At 72.0% G+C, this 16155-nt stretch carries 13 protein-coding genes and 1 tRNA gene; 12 read left to right on the top strand and 2 right to left on the bottom strand.

The window, feature by feature from the left end; genetic code table 11:
- Positions 1 to 36: 36 nt before the first annotated feature.
- The 3 genes from ppdK to ABZU32_RS11520 all read left to right on the top strand — a co-directional run bounded on the left by ppdK (position 37) and on the right by ABZU32_RS11520 (position 5542).
- Positions 37 to 2697 carry a pyruvate, phosphate dikinase gene (ppdK, locus tag ABZU32_RS11530; RefSeq protein ID WP_354920451.1) on the top strand — a complete coding sequence of 887 codons (2661 nt, stop codon included), beginning with the start codon at positions 37 to 39 and terminating at the stop codon, positions 2695 to 2697.
- 260 nt (positions 2698 to 2957) lie between these two features.
- Positions 2958 to 4193 (top strand): deoxyguanosinetriphosphate triphosphohydrolase, encoded by a 1236-nt coding sequence (locus tag ABZU32_RS11525; protein WP_354920448.1) that lies wholly within the window; start codon positions 2958 to 2960, stop codon positions 4191 to 4193.
- Positions 4194 to 4516: 323 nt separating this feature from the next.
- Positions 4517 to 5542: a GDSL-type esterase/lipase family protein gene (locus ABZU32_RS11520; protein WP_354834269.1), complete on the top strand. Its 1026-nt coding sequence runs from the start codon at positions 4517 to 4519 to the stop codon at positions 5540 to 5542.
- A gap of 91 nt (positions 5543 to 5633) precedes the next feature.
- Here ABZU32_RS11520 and ABZU32_RS11515 read toward each other — a convergent pair whose 3' ends face one another.
- Complete coding sequence (locus ABZU32_RS11515; RefSeq protein ID WP_354920613.1) at positions 5634 to 6551, bottom strand: peptidoglycan DD-metalloendopeptidase family protein; 918 nt, start codon at positions 6549 to 6551, stop codon at positions 5634 to 5636.
- Positions 6552 to 6791: 240 nt separating this feature from the next.
- On the opposite strand from ABZU32_RS11515, the gene dnaG reads away from it, so the two are divergent.
- From dnaG to ABZU32_RS11495, 4 genes are all read left to right on the top strand, one after another.
- The gene (gene dnaG / locus ABZU32_RS11510; protein WP_354920445.1) at positions 6792 to 8660 is read left to right on the top strand and encodes a DNA primase; all 1869 of its coding nucleotides are present in this window, start codon (positions 6792 to 6794) and stop codon (positions 8658 to 8660) included.
- A gap of 181 nt (positions 8661 to 8841) precedes the next feature.
- Complete coding sequence (gene rpoD / locus ABZU32_RS11505; protein WP_354834264.1) at positions 8842 to 9945, top strand: RNA polymerase sigma factor RpoD; 1104 nt, start codon at positions 8842 to 8844, stop codon at positions 9943 to 9945.
- Positions 9946 to 10071: 126 nt separating this feature from the next.
- Positions 10072 to 11346 (top strand): hypothetical protein, encoded by a 1275-nt coding sequence (locus tag ABZU32_RS11500; protein ID WP_354920442.1) that lies wholly within the window; start codon positions 10072 to 10074, stop codon positions 11344 to 11346.
- 54 nt (positions 11347 to 11400) lie between these two features.
- Entirely contained in the window at positions 11401 to 11880 is a 480-nt protein-coding gene (locus ABZU32_RS11495; protein ID WP_354834258.1) for a hypothetical protein, read from the top strand.
- Positions 11881 to 12075: 195 nt separating this feature from the next.
- Here ABZU32_RS11495 and ABZU32_RS11490 read toward each other — a convergent pair whose 3' ends face one another.
- On the bottom strand, positions 12076 to 12378 hold the full coding sequence (locus tag ABZU32_RS11490; protein ID WP_354834255.1) for a YtxH domain-containing protein: 303 nt from the start codon (positions 12376 to 12378) through the stop codon (positions 12076 to 12078).
- Between the two features lie 243 nt (positions 12379 to 12621).
- Here ABZU32_RS11490 and ABZU32_RS11485 point away from each other — a divergent pair.
- From ABZU32_RS11485 to ABZU32_RS11465, 5 genes are all read left to right on the top strand, one after another.
- Positions 12622 to 12697: transfer RNA gene (locus ABZU32_RS11485), tRNA-Asn, on the top strand.
- Positions 12698 to 13200: 503 nt separating this feature from the next.
- The gene (locus tag ABZU32_RS11480) at positions 13201 to 14334 is read left to right on the top strand and encodes a nitric oxide synthase oxygenase (protein WP_354920439.1); all 1134 of its coding nucleotides are present in this window, start codon (positions 13201 to 13203) and stop codon (positions 14332 to 14334) included.
- A 66-nt stretch (positions 14335 to 14400) separates the two neighbouring features.
- Positions 14401 to 15180 (top strand): enoyl-CoA hydratase, encoded by a 780-nt coding sequence (locus ABZU32_RS11475; RefSeq protein ID WP_354920437.1) that lies wholly within the window; start codon positions 14401 to 14403, stop codon positions 15178 to 15180.
- A gap of 224 nt (positions 15181 to 15404) precedes the next feature.
- Positions 15405 to 15608: a cold-shock protein gene (locus ABZU32_RS11470; RefSeq protein ID WP_354834246.1), complete on the top strand. Its 204-nt coding sequence runs from the start codon at positions 15405 to 15407 to the stop codon at positions 15606 to 15608.
- Positions 15609 to 15721: 113 nt separating this feature from the next.
- Positions 15722 to 16117: an STAS domain-containing protein gene (locus tag ABZU32_RS11465; protein ID WP_354920434.1), complete on the top strand. Its 396-nt coding sequence runs from the start codon at positions 15722 to 15724 to the stop codon at positions 16115 to 16117.
- Positions 16118 to 16155: the final 38 nt, after the last annotated feature.

The raw sequence follows: 16155 nt of genomic DNA, 5'->3' as shown, positions 1-16155 counted from the left end.
GAACCGTACGCCGGAGGAGTCGTTGGAGGGGTCCCAGTGCCCAAATACGTATACGGGTTCACCGAGGGCAACAAGGATCTCAAGGAGCTCCTCGGTGGCAAAGGCGCCAATCTCGCCGAGATGACGAACCTGGGGCTTCCGGTGCCACCGGGGTTCACGATCACGACGGAGGCGTGCCGCCGGTTCCTGGCCGGCGGCGGGGTGCCCGACGGGCTGTGGGACGAGGTCGACAAGCACCTCCACGCGATGGAGGACGGCATGGGCAAGCGCCTCGGCGCCCCCGGGGACCCCCTGCTGGTCAGCGTCCGCTCTGGGGCGAAGTTCTCCATGCCCGGCATGATGGAGACGGTCCTCAACATCGGCCTCAACGACGAGTCGGTGCGCGGCCTGGCCGCGCAGGCCGGCGACGAGCGCTTCGCCTGGGACTCCTACCGCAGGCTCATCCAGATGTTCGGCCGCACCGTCCTCGGCATCCAGGGCGACCGGTTCGAGGACGCCATCGAGCGGGCCAAGCGGCACGGCGGGGTGACCAGCGACCTGGAGCTCACCGCCGAGGACCTCCGGCGCCTGGTGCGGTCCTTCAAGGACATCGTCAAGGACGAGACCGGCCGGGAGTTCCCCGAAGGCCCCCGCGTGCAGATGCGCATGGCCGTCGAGGCGGTCTTCGACTCCTGGAACGCCCCCCGCGCGATCGTCTACCGCCGCCAGGAGCGCATCCCCGCCGACCTCGGCACGGCGGTCAACATCGTCGCGATGGTCTTCGGCAACCTCGGCATGGACTCCGGCACCGGCGTCGCCTTCACCCGCGACCCCGGCACGGGCAACCAGGGCGTGTACGGCGACTACCTGCAGAACGCCCAGGGCGAGGACGTCGTCGCGGGCATCCGCAACACCATCCCGCTGCAGGAGCTGGAGAAGATCGACGCGAGCTCCTACCGCGAGCTGCTGGGCATCATGCGGACGCTGGAGAACCACTACCGCGACCTGTGCGACATCGAGTTCACCATCGAACGCGGCAAGCTGTGGATGCTGCAGACCCGTGTAGGCAAGCGCACCGCCGAGGCGGCGTTCCGCATCGCGACCCAGCTCGTCGACCAGGGCCTGATCGACATGGACGAGGCGCTCGAACGCGTCTCCGGCGACCAGCTCGCCCAGCTCATGTTCCCGAGGTTCGCCGGGCACGGCCGCCTCAGCCCGATCGCCAAGGGCATGAACGCCTCGCCGGGCGCGGCCGTGGGCAGGGCGGTGTTCTCCTCCGAACGCGCCGAGGAGCTGACCGCGCGGGGTGAGGAGGTCATCCTGGTGCGCCGCGAGACGACCCCGGACGACCTGGCGGGCATGATCGCCGCCCGTGGCGTGCTGACCAGCAGGGGCGGCAAGACCTCGCACGCCGCCGTCGTCGCCCGCGGCATGGGGAAGACCTGCGTGTGCGGCGCCGAGCAGATCGAGGTGGACCCCGCGGGCCGGCGTTTCACCGCCCCCGGCGGCGTGGTGGTCGAGGAGGGCGAGGTGATCTCCATCGACGGCTCCACCGGCGAGGTGTACCGCGGGGAGGTGCCCGTCATGGCCTCGCCCGTCGTCCAGTACTTCGAGGGCGCCGGCGACACCTCCGACGACCTGATCCAGGCCGTGCACCGCGTCATGGTCCACGCCGACGAGCGGCGCCGCCTCGCGGTGCGGGCCAACGCCGACACCCCCGAGGACGCCGCGCGGGCGCGCGGGTTCGGCGCGGAGGGCATCGGCCTGTGCCGCACCGAGCACATGTTCCTCGGCGAGCGCCGCCGGCTCGTCGAGGACCTCATCCTGGCCGTCTCGGGGGAGGAGCGCCAGGCGGCGCTCGACGCGCTGGAACCGCTGCAGAGGTCCGACTTCGCGGGCATCTTCGCGGCGATGGACGGCCTGCCGGTGACGGTCCGCCTGATCGACCCGCCCCTGCACGAGTTCCTGCCCGACCTCACCGCCCTGTCGGTGAAGGTCGCGCTGGCCGGTGAGCAGGCCACGGCCCGCGACCGCAGGCTGCTCGCGGCGGTCAAGCGGCTGCACGAGGAGAACCCGATGCTCGGCCTGCGCGGCGTGCGGCTCGGGCTGGTGATCCCCGGGCTGTTCGCCATGCAGGTGCGCGCGATCGCCGAGGCGGTGGCCGAGCGCCGCGCCGCGGGCGGCGACCCCCGGGCCGAGATCATGATCCCGCTGGTCGGGGCCGTGCAGGAGCTGGAGCACGTCCGGGACGAGGCGCGGGGCATCCTGGCGGAGAACGGCGTCGAGGCCGCGATCGGCACGATGATCGAGGTGCCGCGCGCGGCGCTGACCGCCGGCCAGATCGCCGAGGCCGCGCACTTCTTCTCCTTCGGCACCAACGACCTCACCCAGATGACCTGGGGGTTCTCCCGGGACGACGTCGAGGCCGCGTTCTTCTCGCGCTATCTGGAGCTGGGCGTCTTCGGGGTTTCCCCGTTCGAGAGCATCGACCGCGGCGGCGTCGGGCGGCTGATGTCCATCGCCGTCGAGGAGGGCCGCGCCGCCCGTCCCGACCTCAAGATCGGCATCTGCGGCGAGCACGGCGGCGACCCCGAGTCGGTGCGCTTCTGCCACGACATCGGCCTGGACTACGTGTCCTGCTCGCCGTTCCGCGTCCCGGTCGCCCGGCTGGAGGCCGGACGCGCGGCGCTGCCCCGCGAGGAGTCCGACTCCCGCTGACCGCGCCCCGCCCGGGTTGTGCGCGGAGCCCGGATCCGCCGGCCGTCGCTCGTCCGCTTCGCGCGACGGCCCGGCTTCCGTCCCAGGCCCTGTCCGGCCGAAGGGGCCTCCTCCGGCCGGACAGGGGTGGCGACGGCCGGGGCAGGGGTTACTCACGGGCCGCCTGACCTGCGGGGGAAGACGAAATGCGTCCGGACATCGTGAGTTTCCTGCATGTTTGTCATGCACGACCCATAGCGGGGGTAGCATCCCCGCTACCGATGACACGCTACGACGACTTCGACCAGGCCAGATGGGTGCCGGAACCTCCCGGCAACCCTGAGCGCAGCGCGTTCGAGCGCGACCGGGCGCGGGTACTGCACAGCTCTGCGCTGCGGCGGCTCGCCGCGAAGACGCAGGTCGTCGGCCCGGGTGAGATCCCCGACCATGGCCGCCACATCCCGCGCACCCGCTTGACCCACTCGCTGGAGTGCGCGCAGATCGGCCGGGAGCTGGGCAAGGCGCTCGGCTGCGACCCCGACCTGGTCGAGACCGCCTGTCTCGCCCACGACCTGGGCCATCCGCCGTTCGGGCACAACGGCGAGACGGCGCTCAACGAGCTGGCGGCCCGGTGCGGCGGCTTCGAGGGCAACGCCCAGAGCCTGCGCCTGCTGACCCGCCTGGAGGCCAAGGTCCTCACCGGCGACGGCCGCAGCGCCGGGCTGAACCTCACCCGCGCGACGCTCGACTCGTCCCTGAAGTACCCCTGGACCTCCGCGCACGGCCCGAAGTTCGGCGTCTACCCCGACGACCTGCCCGTCTTCGACTGGGCGAGGCAGGGCGCGCCCGAGGGCAGGGTCAGCTTCGAGGCGCAGGTCATGGACTGGTCCGACGACGTCGCCTACTCCGTGCACGACCTGGAGGACGCGCTGCACTCCGGGCACCTCACCCCGGAACTGCTGTTCGACGCGGGGGAGCGGCGCGAGGTGTGCGAGCGCACGCTGAAGTGGTACGCGGGCGACTCCTGCCTCACCGAGCTGGAGGAGACGCTGGCCCACCTGGTGGCCGCGCCGCTGTGGCCGGCGCGGTTCGAGGAGACCATGGCCGACCTGGTGGCGCTGAAGTCCTTCACCAGCGCCCTGATCGGCCGGTTCTGCCTGTCGGCGCAGGAGGCGACGACCAGCGCCTACGGCCGGGGCCGCACCCGGTACGGCGCCGACCTGATCGTGCCCCGGGTCACCCGGCTGGAGTGCGCGCTGCTCAAGGGGGTCACGGCGCACTACGTGATGTCCCGGGAGGACCACCACGCCAACCAGGCGCGCCAGCGCGACCTCATCGCGGAGCTGGCGTCCATGATCATGCTGGGCGCGCCCGGGACGCTGGAGCCCGCCCTGCGCCCGGCCTTCGCCGGAGCGGCCGACGACGCCGCCCGGCTGCGGGTGGTGGTCGACCAGATCGCCTCGCTCACCGACGTCAGCGCCGTCGCCCTGCACCGCTCACTCAGCTCCCGCGCCTGACCCCCACCGCCCCGCCCGGCGCGCCGGCCCGGCCACGCCGGCGTCTGACGTCCTGGTCCGGCCACGCCGGCGTCCGTCGTCCTGATGTTCCGCTCGCCTGGCGCCCGCCGCCCCGGCTGTAAGTTACACGGCCGCGCGGCGGCGGGCCGCCGGGTGAGCTGGGGAAGAGCCGGGGCGGCGGGTGCGGGCGGCCCCGCGGCCGTTGCCGCGCCGCGCGAGCCGACCTAGCGTCGAAGACCGATCATCACGTCCTGATCCTTCCCCCACCCGGCGCCGTGCCGCGGCCGGACGCGGCGGGCTCCGCCACGAGCGAGGACGATCACATGCCGAGGTTCAGAGCTCTCATCATGGGGGCGGTGACGGCCCTGGTCATCGGCGGCGTCGCGCCGCTCCCGGCGACGGCGGCGACCGGCGACGGTTCGCCGACGGACGCCAACATCTCCTTCACCGGCCGCTGGGACACCCGCAACCCGGCGGCCTACACGCCGTACTGGGCGGGCGCCTACTTCACCACCGGCTTCACCGGGACGACGGTCAAGCTCAAGCAGCGCGGCGCCATCGACCTGTACTACAGCATCGACGGCGCCCCGTTCGTCTACCGCACCAACGTCAGCGGCACGGTGAACCTCACCTCGACGCCGCTGCGGGCGGGCGACCACACGCTGCGCGTCTCCTACCGCGTCGTCGCCGGGTCCTACCACGGCGACGCGGTGTTCCAGGGACTGGTCCTGGACGCGGGCGCGAGCACCTTCCGCGCGAACGTGCCTTCGACGCTGCTGGAGTTCGTCGGCGACTCGATCACCGTGGGGACCACCACCTCCAAGAACGCGCTGACGGCGTACGGGTGGCTGGTCGGCGAGCGGCTCCACGTGCGGCACACGCAGATCGCCCAGGGCGGCGCCTGCCTGGTCGCCACAGCCGACGGATGCGTGGGGCTGGAGCGGCAGTTCCTCAAGCTGAACCCCAACGCGGCGACCCCGGACTGGGACTTCTCCCGCTACCAGGCCAACGTGGTGGTCATCAACCTCGGCACCAACGACTCCGGCCACGGCGTGCACACCCCGGAGTTCCAGGCCTCCTACACCAACCTGCTGCGCGAGGTGCGGGCGAAGTACCCGTACGCGACGATCTTCGCGATGGAGACCTTCCGCGCGAAGTTCGTCGCCCAGACCCAGGCCGCGGTCAAGGCGCTCAACGACGGCGGCGACCCCAACGTCTTCTACGTCAACACCGAGGGCTGGCTGACCAGCGCCGACCTCAGCGACTCCGTGCACCCGAACGACGCGGGGCACGTCAAGATCGCCGACCGCCTGGCCCCGATCATCGCGGCGAGGATCGGCGCTCCCTGACGAGGGCCGGCGCCGCACGCGCGGACGCATGGCGACCCGGAGCGGCCGGCAGGGGCGGTGGCCTCCGCCGGCCGGTCCACCACGTGTGGCCTCAGCCGGTGGTGACGGAGTCGGGGTCGGCGGTCTGGGTGGGGACCGGCGTGGGCTTCTTCTTGACCGGCTTGGAGGCGCACAGCGTGCGGCAGGCGGGCGTGGCGCCGAGCCGGGCGCGCGCCGCCGCCACCTGCTCGGCGGGGGACAGGGTCGGATTGCCGTGCAGCCACGCGTCCAGGTAGGTCCACGGATCGACCATCCCGCGGCGCACCCACCAGTAGCGCGAGGCGGTCGCCCAGGACACCGAGAAGTACAGGTTGGCCCCCTGGCCCCGCGCGTCGCCCGAGTCGCCGACGCGCCCGAGCACCTGGCCCGCGGCGACGCGCGTCCCCGGCCGGACGCCCGCCTCGACGGTGTCGAGGTGCCCGCCGAAGTAGCGCACCCCGTCGTCGCCGAGGACGGACACGAACCGGCCCTCGCGGTCGGTCCCGTGGTCGGTGGCCGGCCTCCAGCGGTCGGTCGTGCTCACCTCGTGCACGACGCCGCCGACCGGGGAGACGTACGAGCAGCCCTTGCCCGCCCAGATGGTGGTCTTGGGCAGCACGAGTTGCTTGCGGGCGTAGCTGACCCGGCACCCGCGGACCGGGAAGACGTAGGTGAACCGCGACAGCCTCGGCGGGGGCACGCGGACAGGGTCGTCGCCGCGCGGCGGCCTGACGTCGCCGGGAGAGCCGGGAGAGGCCGACGGGGTCGGCTTCAGGGTGGCGGCGTCGATCTCCGTGCCGCCCTCGCCGGTGGGCGAGACGTCGGGGCTGGGAAGCGCGTCCGGCGTGCCGGTCGCGGCCCCGGTCGCCGCCACGTCCTGCATGGGTGGCGCGGGCGGCAGCGTGCTGATGCCGGCCACCCCGCCGGGGGCCGCACAGGCGGCGCTGACCAGCACGGCCGCTCCGATGGCGGCCAGTCGCCCCGATCGCATGATCTCCACCCGCCAGACGTTACCGATATGAGCGTTCCCTTTGTAACCGACCTTCGCCACCATCACCGCTTATTCGCCGAAAATCCCCCATCTTGGGATGGAACCGACGGTAACCGGCCGGTCACGCCGGCACGACGACCCCTGACGCTCCGGGGCGCGCGGTGTCCGGCCCCGGCGGCTCCCGCCAAGCCGGGACGGCCGCCGGAGCGGAGTGTCGGCGCCGAGTCGTAGACTCGCGGCGTGGCAGGGCGGATCAGTGACGAGGACATCGCGCTCGTGCGAGAGCGCTCATCGATCGCCGACGTCGTGGGGGAGCACATCCAGCTTCGCAACGCCGGCGGCGGCAATCTCAAAGGCCTGTGCCCCTTCCACGAGGAGAAGTCCCCCTCGTTCAACGTCACCCCCTCCCGCGGCTACTGGTACTGCTTCGGCTGCGGCGAGGGCGGCGACGTCATCACCTTCGTCCGCAAGCTGGAGCTGCTGTCGTTCGCCGACGCGATCGAGCGGCTGGCGCAGCGCGCGGGCATCCAGCTCCGCTACGAGCAGGGCGGGTACGTCCCCGGGCGCGAGCAGGGCGAGCGCAGCCGGCTCATCGAGGCCCACCGGGCCGCCGCCGAGTTCTACGCCGCCCAACTGGAGACCCCCGAGGCGGCGCCCGGCCGCCGCTTCCTGTCCGAGCGGGGCTTCGAACGCGTCGACGCCGAGCACTTCGGGGTCGGCTTCGCCCCATCCGAGTGGGATCGCCTCGCCCGCCACCTGCTGGGCCGGGGGTTCACCGCCAACGAGCTGATCAAGGGCGGCCTGGCCCGCGAGGGGCGCCGCGGGCCGGTCGACCGGTTCCGCGGCCGGCTCGTCTGGCCCATCCGCGACATCACCGGCGACGTGATCGGCTTCGGCGCGCGCAAACTGCTCGACGGCGACGACGGGCCCAAGTACCTCAACACCCCCGAGAGCCCGATCTACAAGAAGAGCATGGTGCTGTACGGCATCGACCTGGCCAAGCGCGAGATCTCCAAGCGCTCCCAGGCCGTCGTCGTCGAGGGCTACACCGACGTCATGGCCTGCCACCTGGCCGGCGTGCCGACGGCGGTCGCCACCTGCGGCACCTCCTTCGGCGAGGAGCACATCAAGGTGCTGCGCCGCCTGCTGCTCGACCAGGCCGAGTTCCGCGGCGAGGTGGTGTTCACCTTCGACGGCGACTCCGCCGGTCAGAAGGCCGCCCTGCGCGCCTTCGCCGACGAGCAGAAGTTCGTCACCCAGACCTTCGTGGCCGTGCAGCCCGACGGGCTCGACCCGTGCGACCTGCGGGTCAAGCATGGCGACGCCGCCGTCCGCGATCTGGTCGCCGCCCGTGAGCCGTTGTTCGCGTTCGCCATCCGCAGCGTCATCTCGCGCTACGAGCTGACCACCAACGAGGGCCGCCTGGCCGCCCTGGACGCCGCCGCCCCGCTGGTGGCCGGCATCAAGGATTCCGCGCTGCGCGGCAGGTACGCCGTCGACCTCGACCGCTGGCTCGGCTTCATGGACGAGCGGCTGGTGCTGCGGCGCATCCAGGAGGTCGCGGGCCGCGCGGGGGGCAGGGCGGCGTCCGAACGGCCCGCACGGCGGGCGAGCGCGCCCCCGCCGGCCGACTCCGCCGACCCGGTGGTCCGCATCGAGGCGGAGGCGCTGAAGCTCGCGGTGCAGCGTCCCGCGCTCATGGGGCCCGAGTTCGACGCCCTCGGGGCCGGGGCGTTCACCGTGCCCGAGCACGTCGCCCTGTACGGCCTGGTCACGGCGGCGGGCGGCACGGTCGCGGGCGGCCCCGGCGGGCGCGAGTGGGTCGACATGCTGCTCGCCGCCACCGAGGACGACGGCCTGCGCGCCCTGGCGACCAGGTTCGCGGTCGATCCGGTGCGGGCCGACCTGGCCGGCGAAGAGCGCTACGGCCAGGCCGTGCTGGCCCGGCTCGCCGAGATCGCCGTCACCAGGGCGCTGGTGCAGATCAAGGCCAAGATGGAGCGCCTCAACCCTGTTGAGCAGCAGCAGGACTACAACCGCCTCTTCGGGGAACTGGTGGCGCTCGAACAACAACGCCGGGTCTTAAGAGAACGCGCCGTCGGAGCGTAATTAACCTTACTTTCCGCTTCTCAGAGCAGCCAAACTCTTTGTCCGATCTCAATTCGGTAATGGCTCCGGCCTTACCTCGGGTGACAAAAATAGGCCTGCCCTTTTACCGCCCCTATACCGCAGACTATGCACCGTGGGTGCATCGGTGCTGCCAAGTGGACCGCCGTCGGTAGTAGACCAGGTGGCGGATCTCGTCGCGAGAGGAAAGGAGCGCGGCAGCGTCACCGTCGACGACGTCGCCGCCGCGCTCGACCGCTCCGAGTTGCCGGCCGACGCGCTGGAGCGTGTCGTGCGGATGCTCGCCGAAAAGGGTGTGGAGGTGCTCGAGCCGCAAGGCGACGACGACACCGTCCGGCCCGATGAGGAGGATGTCGGCAAGCGGGCGCCGACCAGCGACCTCGTCCGCATCTACCTGCGGGAGATCGGCCGCGTGCCGCTCCTGACGGCGGAGGAGGAGGTGGAGCTGGCGAAGGCGATCGAAGCCGGCCTGTTCGCCGAGGACAAACTGTGCGACATCGGCATACGGCTGGTCAAGCCCGAGTTCGAGGAGCTCGTCTGGGAGGGCGTCCGGGCCAAGCAGCGGCTCATCGAGGCCAACCTGCGGCTCGTGGTGTCCATCGCCAAACGCTATGTGGGCCGCGGAATGCTCTTCCTCGATCTCATCCAGGAGGGCAACCTCGGGCTGATCCGCGCGGTCGAGAAATTCGACTACACCAAGGGATATAAGTTCTCCACCTACGCCACGTGGTGGATTCGCCAGGCCATCACCCGGGCGATCGCCGACCAGGCGCGGACGATTCGAATTCCCGTGCACATGGTCGAGACGATCAACAAGCTGGTCCGCGTGCAGCGCCAGCTCCACCAGGATCTCGGCCGGGAGCCCGCTCCCGAGGAGATCGCGATGGAGATGGACCTCCCCGTGGACCGCGTGGTGGAGATCCAGCGCATCGCGCAGGAGCCGGTGTCCCTGCAGTCGCCGATCGGCGAGGAGGACTCCGACCTCGGCGACTTCATCGAGGACGCCGACGCCGTGGTGCCCATCGAGGCGGCGGCGTTCATCATGTTGCAGGACCAGCTCGACGACATCCTCGCCACTCTCTCCGACCGCGAGCAGCGCATCATCCAGCTCCGCTTCGGGCTGTCCGACGGGCACCCGAGGACGCTGGAGGAGGTCGGCAGGGAGTTCGGGGTCACCCGCGAGCGCATCCGCCAGATCGAGTCCAAGACGCTGGCCAAGTTACGTCACCCGACGCGGGCGCAGATGCTGCGCGACTACCTCGACTGAGACCTCCCGCGCCCGTCCAGGGCCGTCAAGGCCATAGGCCCCGGACGGGCGCGGGCCCATCAGCACGGGGGCCCGCGGGGACCAGGGAGGAGGGACGGCAGGGACGCCCCTCCTGCCGCCGAGCCGATGGACGCGCGGTCCGCGCTCGACGAGGACACCGCGCTCGAGCAGGCCGCACTCGACGTGCTTGACGCGAACTGGACGGGAACGGCCACCGTCCCCTCGGTGGGGCGCTACCCCCACCAGTGGAGCTGGGATTCGGCGTTCGTGGCGATCGGCCTGGCGCGGCGCCGGTGGTCGCGCGCCTGCGAGGAGCTGCTGAGCCTGTTCGCCGGGCAGTGGAGCACCGGCATGGTGCCGCACATCGTCTTCGACCCGGCCGTCAGGGACTCCTACTACCCGGGGCCGTCGATCTGGCGTTCGGGGGAGTGCGCCGCCGCGCCGCGCGGGGTGCCCACCTCCGGCCTCACCCAGCCGCCGCTCCACGCCTGCGCGGTGTGGTGGATCTGGCGTTACGCCCGTGACCGCGACGCGGCGCTCGCGTTCGTCCGCAGGACCTGGCCGTGCCTGGTGGCCCAGCACCGGTACCTGGCCTCCGCCCGCGACCTCGGCGGCGAGGGCCTGGCGGCGATCGTCCATCCCTGGGAGTCCGGCCTGGACGACAGCCCCGCCTGGGACGCCCCGCTGGCCGCGCTGCCCATGGTCGGCTACGCCTGCGGGCTGGAGGACTGGCGCTCCGACAGCCACCACGACCGCTGGGTCTGGCTGGCCCTGCGCTACCGCGACGCCGGGTACGGCCCGGGCTACCTGCGCGACGAGCACCCCTTCGCCGTCGAGGACCCGATGTTCAACGGCATCTGGCTGGCCTCCTGCCTGGCGCTGGCCGACCTGGCCGGGGTCATCGGGGCCGACGGCCGGCCGTTCGAGGAGGCCGCCGAGCGGATCCGCGGCGGGCTGCTGGCCCGCCTGTGGGAGGGCGCGTTCTACGCGCGCGATCTGCGCGCCGGGTCGCTCATCCCGATCCGCACGATCGGCGGGTTCGGCCCGCTGCTGGACCCGGGCATGCCCGCGACGATCGTCGGGCCGCTGGTCCAGCTGCTGGAGTCGTGCTTCCTCGGCCCGAGCGGCTACCCGGTGCCGAGCTGCGAGGTGCGGGCGCTGCAGTTCGACCGGGAGACATACTGGCGCGGGCCGTCGTGGGTGAACACCAACTGGCTGCTGCGGCAGGCCGCGGCCGGGCACGGCCTCGGGGCCCTGGAGAGGCTGCTCGCGACCGCCACCCTTCGCCTGGTGCGCCAGGCGGGGTTCCGTGAGTGCTTCGACCCCTTCGACGGCATGGGACGGGGGTGCCGCGACTTCTCCTGGTCGGCCGCCCTCACCTTGGACCTGCTCGCCGGATGAGCGCCGGGCCGCCCGCGTGCGGCCCCGCACCGGCGGGCCGGGTAGCTTTCACCCATGCGATTTCCCTGGGGCACCAAAGGCCTCCCCCCGGAGGCCGGCGTGCGGCTGGAGCCCGGCGAGCGGGTGCTGGTCCACGCGCGGACGCCGGACGGCGGGTACGTCGTCGCCACCGACCGCGCGCTGCGCCTGCCGGCCGGCGAGACGCTGCCCTGGTACCGGGTCGACCGGGCGCAGTGGGACGAGGAGGGCCTGCTGGTCGTCGGCACCGACGGCGCCCGCCGGCGGGTGGAACTGCCCGACCCCGGCCGGCTGCCCGAGGCCGTGCGCGAGCGGGTGACCTCCTCCATCCTGGTCAACCGGCACGTCCGCCTCGGCGAGCGCGGGGGAGTGCGGCTGGTCGCCCGCCGGGTGCCCGGTCAGGACACCGCCGAGTGGGAGTTCGTGTTCGACCCCGGCCTGGACCCGTCCGACCCCGGCCTGCGGGCCGCGGCGGAGCAGGCCCTGGAGCGGTTGCGCCGCACGCTCGGCGTCTGACCCGCCGCCCGCACGGCCGCGGCGACGGCCCGTCCGCGCACGTACCGCGGACGGCCTCGCCCCCGGGGGCCTGCGGCATGTGGAGACCGACCCGTGCCCGGGACTTGCGGAGACCAACCCGTGCGCGGGGACCCGCAACATGCGGAGACGGCCCGTGCGCGGGGGTTTCACGCGGGCCGTCTCCGGGTGCGCCGGTCAGGTGACGCGGTCCATCTCGCTGTCCGGCCAGCCGGTGCCGGTGTCGTCCTTGACGACGCTCCAGCCGTTCCTGTGCAGGAACGGCACCCGGTCGCCGAGCACGTCGCCCAGCTTGTGCTTGGTCACCTCGGCCGCCTTGGACGCCTGGGCCCCCGCCACGCCCGCGGCCTGCTGGACCATGGGATTGTCGGCGACGCGCTGCGCCAGCCGCCTGATCTGTTCGTACCGCTCTCGTCCGGCCTTGCTGCCGAGGACGTACCCGATGGCCAGGCCTACGGCGAACGTGAATCGATATCGCATCTTCTACCTCCCGCGTGCCGCTGGCTCCCCCGCTCTGGGCTTCCCCTACCCCGGCTGCGGGCGGTTATCTTCCCGGCGCGCGGAAGCTTGCGGGGGAGCGACACCGCAGGCTCCGGCCCGGGGCGGTGCCTCCCCGCGGCCGGGGACGATCTGGGTGCGACACGCACCCCTCGGAATGCGCTAATCTAGTTCCGCGCCGCAAGGAAGGGCCAACGCCCTTCCCGCAAGGCGCGAAACGAACGATCCCGTGTAGCTCAATCGGCAGAGCAGCCGGCTGTTAACCGGCAGGTTATAGGTTCGAGTCCTATCGCGGGAGCCACCATGCAGCCCCAGGGGGAGTCCCCCTGGGGCTGTCGCCGTTCTTGGACACCGACCCGTCTGCGATTTGGCAGGACAAATCCCACTCGATGGCCCAAGATGTGGTCTTGCCGTGCTTCGTGTCACTCTGCAGGCGCATCGACGCTGAGAGTCACCGAGCTCGCCCGGAACACGACGTGCGGCTGCCGCGGATCCGTGCCGACGGCGGCGGGAAAGGCCGCCGCCTCCAGGGCGTCAGAGCTCCCGGAAGCGTTCTGATACCCATGTGACCGATGTGGCGGTTGTCCAGTGTTGGGGTTTCTGAGGGTCCGACTTCCGGTAAAGTCAGCTGTCGCGGCGCTGCGTCGGGGTCGTTCGACTCCCGCGCCGTCCCCTGAGGCAGAGGGCGCCCAGGCGCCCTCACCCTCGCAGGAGGATGTCCCACTGTCTCCCCCCGGACGGAGCGCAGTTCCCGTGTCGATCCATGAGCGGGACCGAGCCTGCCCGCCGGCCTCTCGCGCTCCTGTGGCGCTGCCCCTCCATCGCCCCGGCGGCGGCGACGGCCTGGCCGACCCGCAGGAGGCGGAGAAGTTCCTGCGGCTGTTCCACGCCGAGAACCCCTCGGCCGGCCCGTTCTGGCCCCGCCTGCACCAGGTGCTGGCCGAGATCGACGCCTGGGGCACCTATACCCACACCGCCGACGAACTGGCCTACGGGGCGCGCGTCGCCTGGCGCAACAGCAACCGGTGCATCGGCCGGCTGTACTGGCACTCGCTGCGGGTGCGCGACCGCCGCCACGTCGACACCGCGGAGGGGGTGGCGGTGGAGTCGGTCGCCCACCTGCGCGAGGCGACCAACGAAGGGCGCATCCGCCCCACCATCACCGTCTTCGCCCCCGACCGGCCGGGCCGTCCCGGGCCGCGCATCCTGAACGAGCAGCTCATCCGGTACGCGGGGTACCGCGCGCTGGACGGGAGCATCCTGGCGGGCGACGCGCGCAACGCCGACCTCACCGCCATGGCCCGCCGCCTGGGGTGGTCCGGCGGGCCGGGGACGGACTTCGACGTGCTGCCGCTGGTCATCGAGGCGGGCGGCCGTCCGCCGCTGCTGGCCACCGTCCCCGCGGACGCGATCTTGGAGGTGCCGCTGGTCCACCCGGTGTTCCCCTGGTTCGCCGAGCTCGGGCTCCGCTGGCACGCCGTCCCGGCGATCTCCGGCATGTGCCTGGAGATCGGCGGTGTCTGCTACCCGTGCGCGCCGTTCAACGGCTGGTACATGGGCACCGAGATCGGCGCGCGCAACCTGGCCGACACCGACCGGTACGACAAGCTGGAGGTCGTGGGCCGCCGGCTCGGCCTGGACACCTCCAACGAGCGCACGCTCTGGAAGGACCGGGCGCTGGTCGAGCTGAACGTCGCCGTGCTGCACTCCTTCGAGCGGGCGCAGGTGACGATCACCGACCACCACACCGAGTCGCGCCGGTTCATGTCCCACCTCGAGCGTGAGGAGCGCTCGGGACGCATCTGCCCGGCCGACTGGTCGTGGATCGTCCCGCCCCTGTCCGGCTCGCTCACGCCGGTCTTCCACCGGTACTACGACGACGTGCAGCTCTCCCCGGCGTTCGTCCACCATCCTCGCAAGAGCGACTACGAGGGATGACCGGGCCGCCCCGGTCGGGCAGACTGGTGTAGAACGTTGTTCTGTACCGGCCCCGCTGGAGGTTCCATGTCCGATCTGGTGCTGTCGTCCCTGGACGAGGGCGTGCTGACGCTCACCTTCAACCGGCCCGACCGGCTGAACGCGTGGACCGACGCCATGGGCAGGCGCTACTTCGACCTGCTGGAGCAGGCCGAGTGCGACCCCGGGGTACGGGTCGTCGTGGTCACCGGCGCCGGGAAGGGCTTCTGCGCCGGGGCGGACTTCCAGACCCTCGCCGCCGTCCAGGACGGCTCCTACGACGTCGAGCCGGACAAGCGGCCCACCACCCACCCGACGACCATCCGCAAGCCCGTCATCGCGGCCGTGAACGGCGCCTGCGCCGGGCTCGGCATGGTGCACGCGCTGGTATGCGACCTGGTCTTCACCGCCGCCGAGGCCAAGTGGACCACCGCCTTCGCCCGGCGCGGCCTGATCGCCGAGTACGGCCTGGCGTGGATCCTGCCCCGGCTCATCGGCCAGCCCAGGGCGATGGACCTGCTGCTGTCCGGCCGCACGTTCACCGGCGCCGAGGCCGGCGAACTGGGCCTGGCCAACCGGGTCGTGCCGGGGGAGCGGCTGCTGGAGGAGACCCTGGCCTACGCCCGGGAGCTGGCCGCCCACAGCTCGCCGGCCTCGATGGCCGTGATCAAACGGCAGGTCTGGGGCGACTGGGGGCGGTCCCTCGCGGAGTCGGAGTCCGAGGCCGTGCGCCTGATGCTGGAGTCCTTCACCCGGCCCGACTTCGCCGAGGGCGTCGCGAGTTTCCTGGAGCGCCGCACCCCCGCCTTCCCTCCGCTCGGCGCGTAGAAGGCCCGGAAATTCCCGGGGTCACCGTTCGCCTTCTCGGGCCGCATGGTGTTGAATGGGGATCGGTTGTAGTAGAGGTTCGTTAACGTTTAGCAGCGCCTGCGGAGTTCTTACAGCGGGCGTTCCACCGTGCGAAGCACGTGTTTCAAGGGGCGGTCGGTCGCTGAACAACTCGGGGTGTCACGTTGTGGACCTCGTAGATCGTCTCAGAGGAGATCAGTTTCATGGCTCAGGGAACCGTCAAGTGGTTCAACGCCGAAAAGGGCTTCGGGTTCATCGCTCCCGATGACGGCAGCGCCGACGTCTTCGTGCACTACTCCGCGATCGACGCCGCGGGCTACCGCAGCCTCGAGGAGAACCAGCGTGTGGACTACCAGACGACTCGCGGCCCGAAGGGCCCCCAGGCGGAGCAGGTTCGCCCGCTCTGATCACGCAGCCGCAAGGCTCACGTGACGGCGGCGACGCCGCCGTCATTCGAAGGACGCAAGAAGGGCGGTCCGCTCGACCGCGAACCGCCCGGCGTCCGATTGGAGGTCCTGTGATGGACCTGTCCGTGAACGTCCTGGCCGACGCGGTGGTGTGCCGCGTCAGCGGGGACATCGACATCGCCTGTTCCCTCGAGCTCAAAGAGCGCCTGATCGGCCTGCTCCAGTTGCCGCACCCGCGGCTCATCGTCGACCTTTCCAAGGTCACTTTCATGGACGCCAGCGGGCTCGGCGCCCTGCTGGCCGCCCGGCGGCGCTCGGTGGTGCTGGGTGGCGAACTACGGCTCGCGGAGCCCTCCTCGCCCGTGCGGCGCGTCCTTGAGGCCAGCGGCCTCACCGCGCGCTTCCTCGTCGAGACCCGGCCGCGCCGCGGGCGCGGGCCGCAGACCCTTCCCGCCGGCCGCGGGAGCGCCAGGGCGTCCCGCGACCTGACCGGCCCCGCCTCCCGTTGACGACTCCCGCGACCTGACCGGCCCCGCCTCCCGTTGAC

The sequence above is a fragment of the Sphaerisporangium sp. NPDC005288 genome, assembly GCF_040607475.1.
Taxonomy (GTDB): Bacteria; Actinomycetota; Actinomycetes; order Streptosporangiales; family Streptosporangiaceae; genus Sphaerisporangium; species Sphaerisporangium rhizosphaerae.
This window is presented reverse-complemented; position numbering and strand designations above follow the sequence as displayed.

Excerpts from the sequence above, each read along its gene's own strand:
- ABZU32_RS11525 (WP_354920448.1), top strand. The coding sequence starts at position 2,958 with ATGACACGCTACGACGACTTCGACCAGGCCAGATGGGTGCCGGAACCT.
- ABZU32_RS11520 (WP_354834269.1), top strand. The coding sequence starts at position 4,517 with ATGCCGAGGTTCAGAGCTCTCATCATGGGGGCGGTGACGGCCCTGGTC.
- ABZU32_RS11515 (WP_354920613.1), bottom strand. The coding sequence starts at position 6,551 with ATGCGATCGGGGCGACTGGCCGCCATCGGAGCGGCCGTGCTGGTCAGC.
- ABZU32_RS11500 (WP_354920442.1), top strand. The coding sequence starts at position 10,072 with ATGGACGCGCGGTCCGCGCTCGACGAGGACACCGCGCTCGAGCAGGCC.
- ABZU32_RS11495 (WP_354834258.1), top strand. The coding sequence starts at position 11,401 with ATGCGATTTCCCTGGGGCACCAAAGGCCTCCCCCCGGAGGCCGGCGTG.
- ABZU32_RS11490 (WP_354834255.1), bottom strand. The coding sequence starts at position 12,378 with ATGCGATATCGATTCACGTTCGCCGTAGGCCTGGCCATCGGGTACGTC.
- ABZU32_RS11475 (WP_354920437.1), top strand. The coding sequence starts at position 14,401 with ATGTCCGATCTGGTGCTGTCGTCCCTGGACGAGGGCGTGCTGACGCTC.
- ABZU32_RS11470 (WP_354834246.1), top strand. The coding sequence starts at position 15,405 with ATGGCTCAGGGAACCGTCAAGTGGTTCAACGCCGAAAAGGGCTTCGGG.
- ABZU32_RS11465 (WP_354920434.1), top strand. The coding sequence starts at position 15,722 with ATGGACCTGTCCGTGAACGTCCTGGCCGACGCGGTGGTGTGCCGCGTC.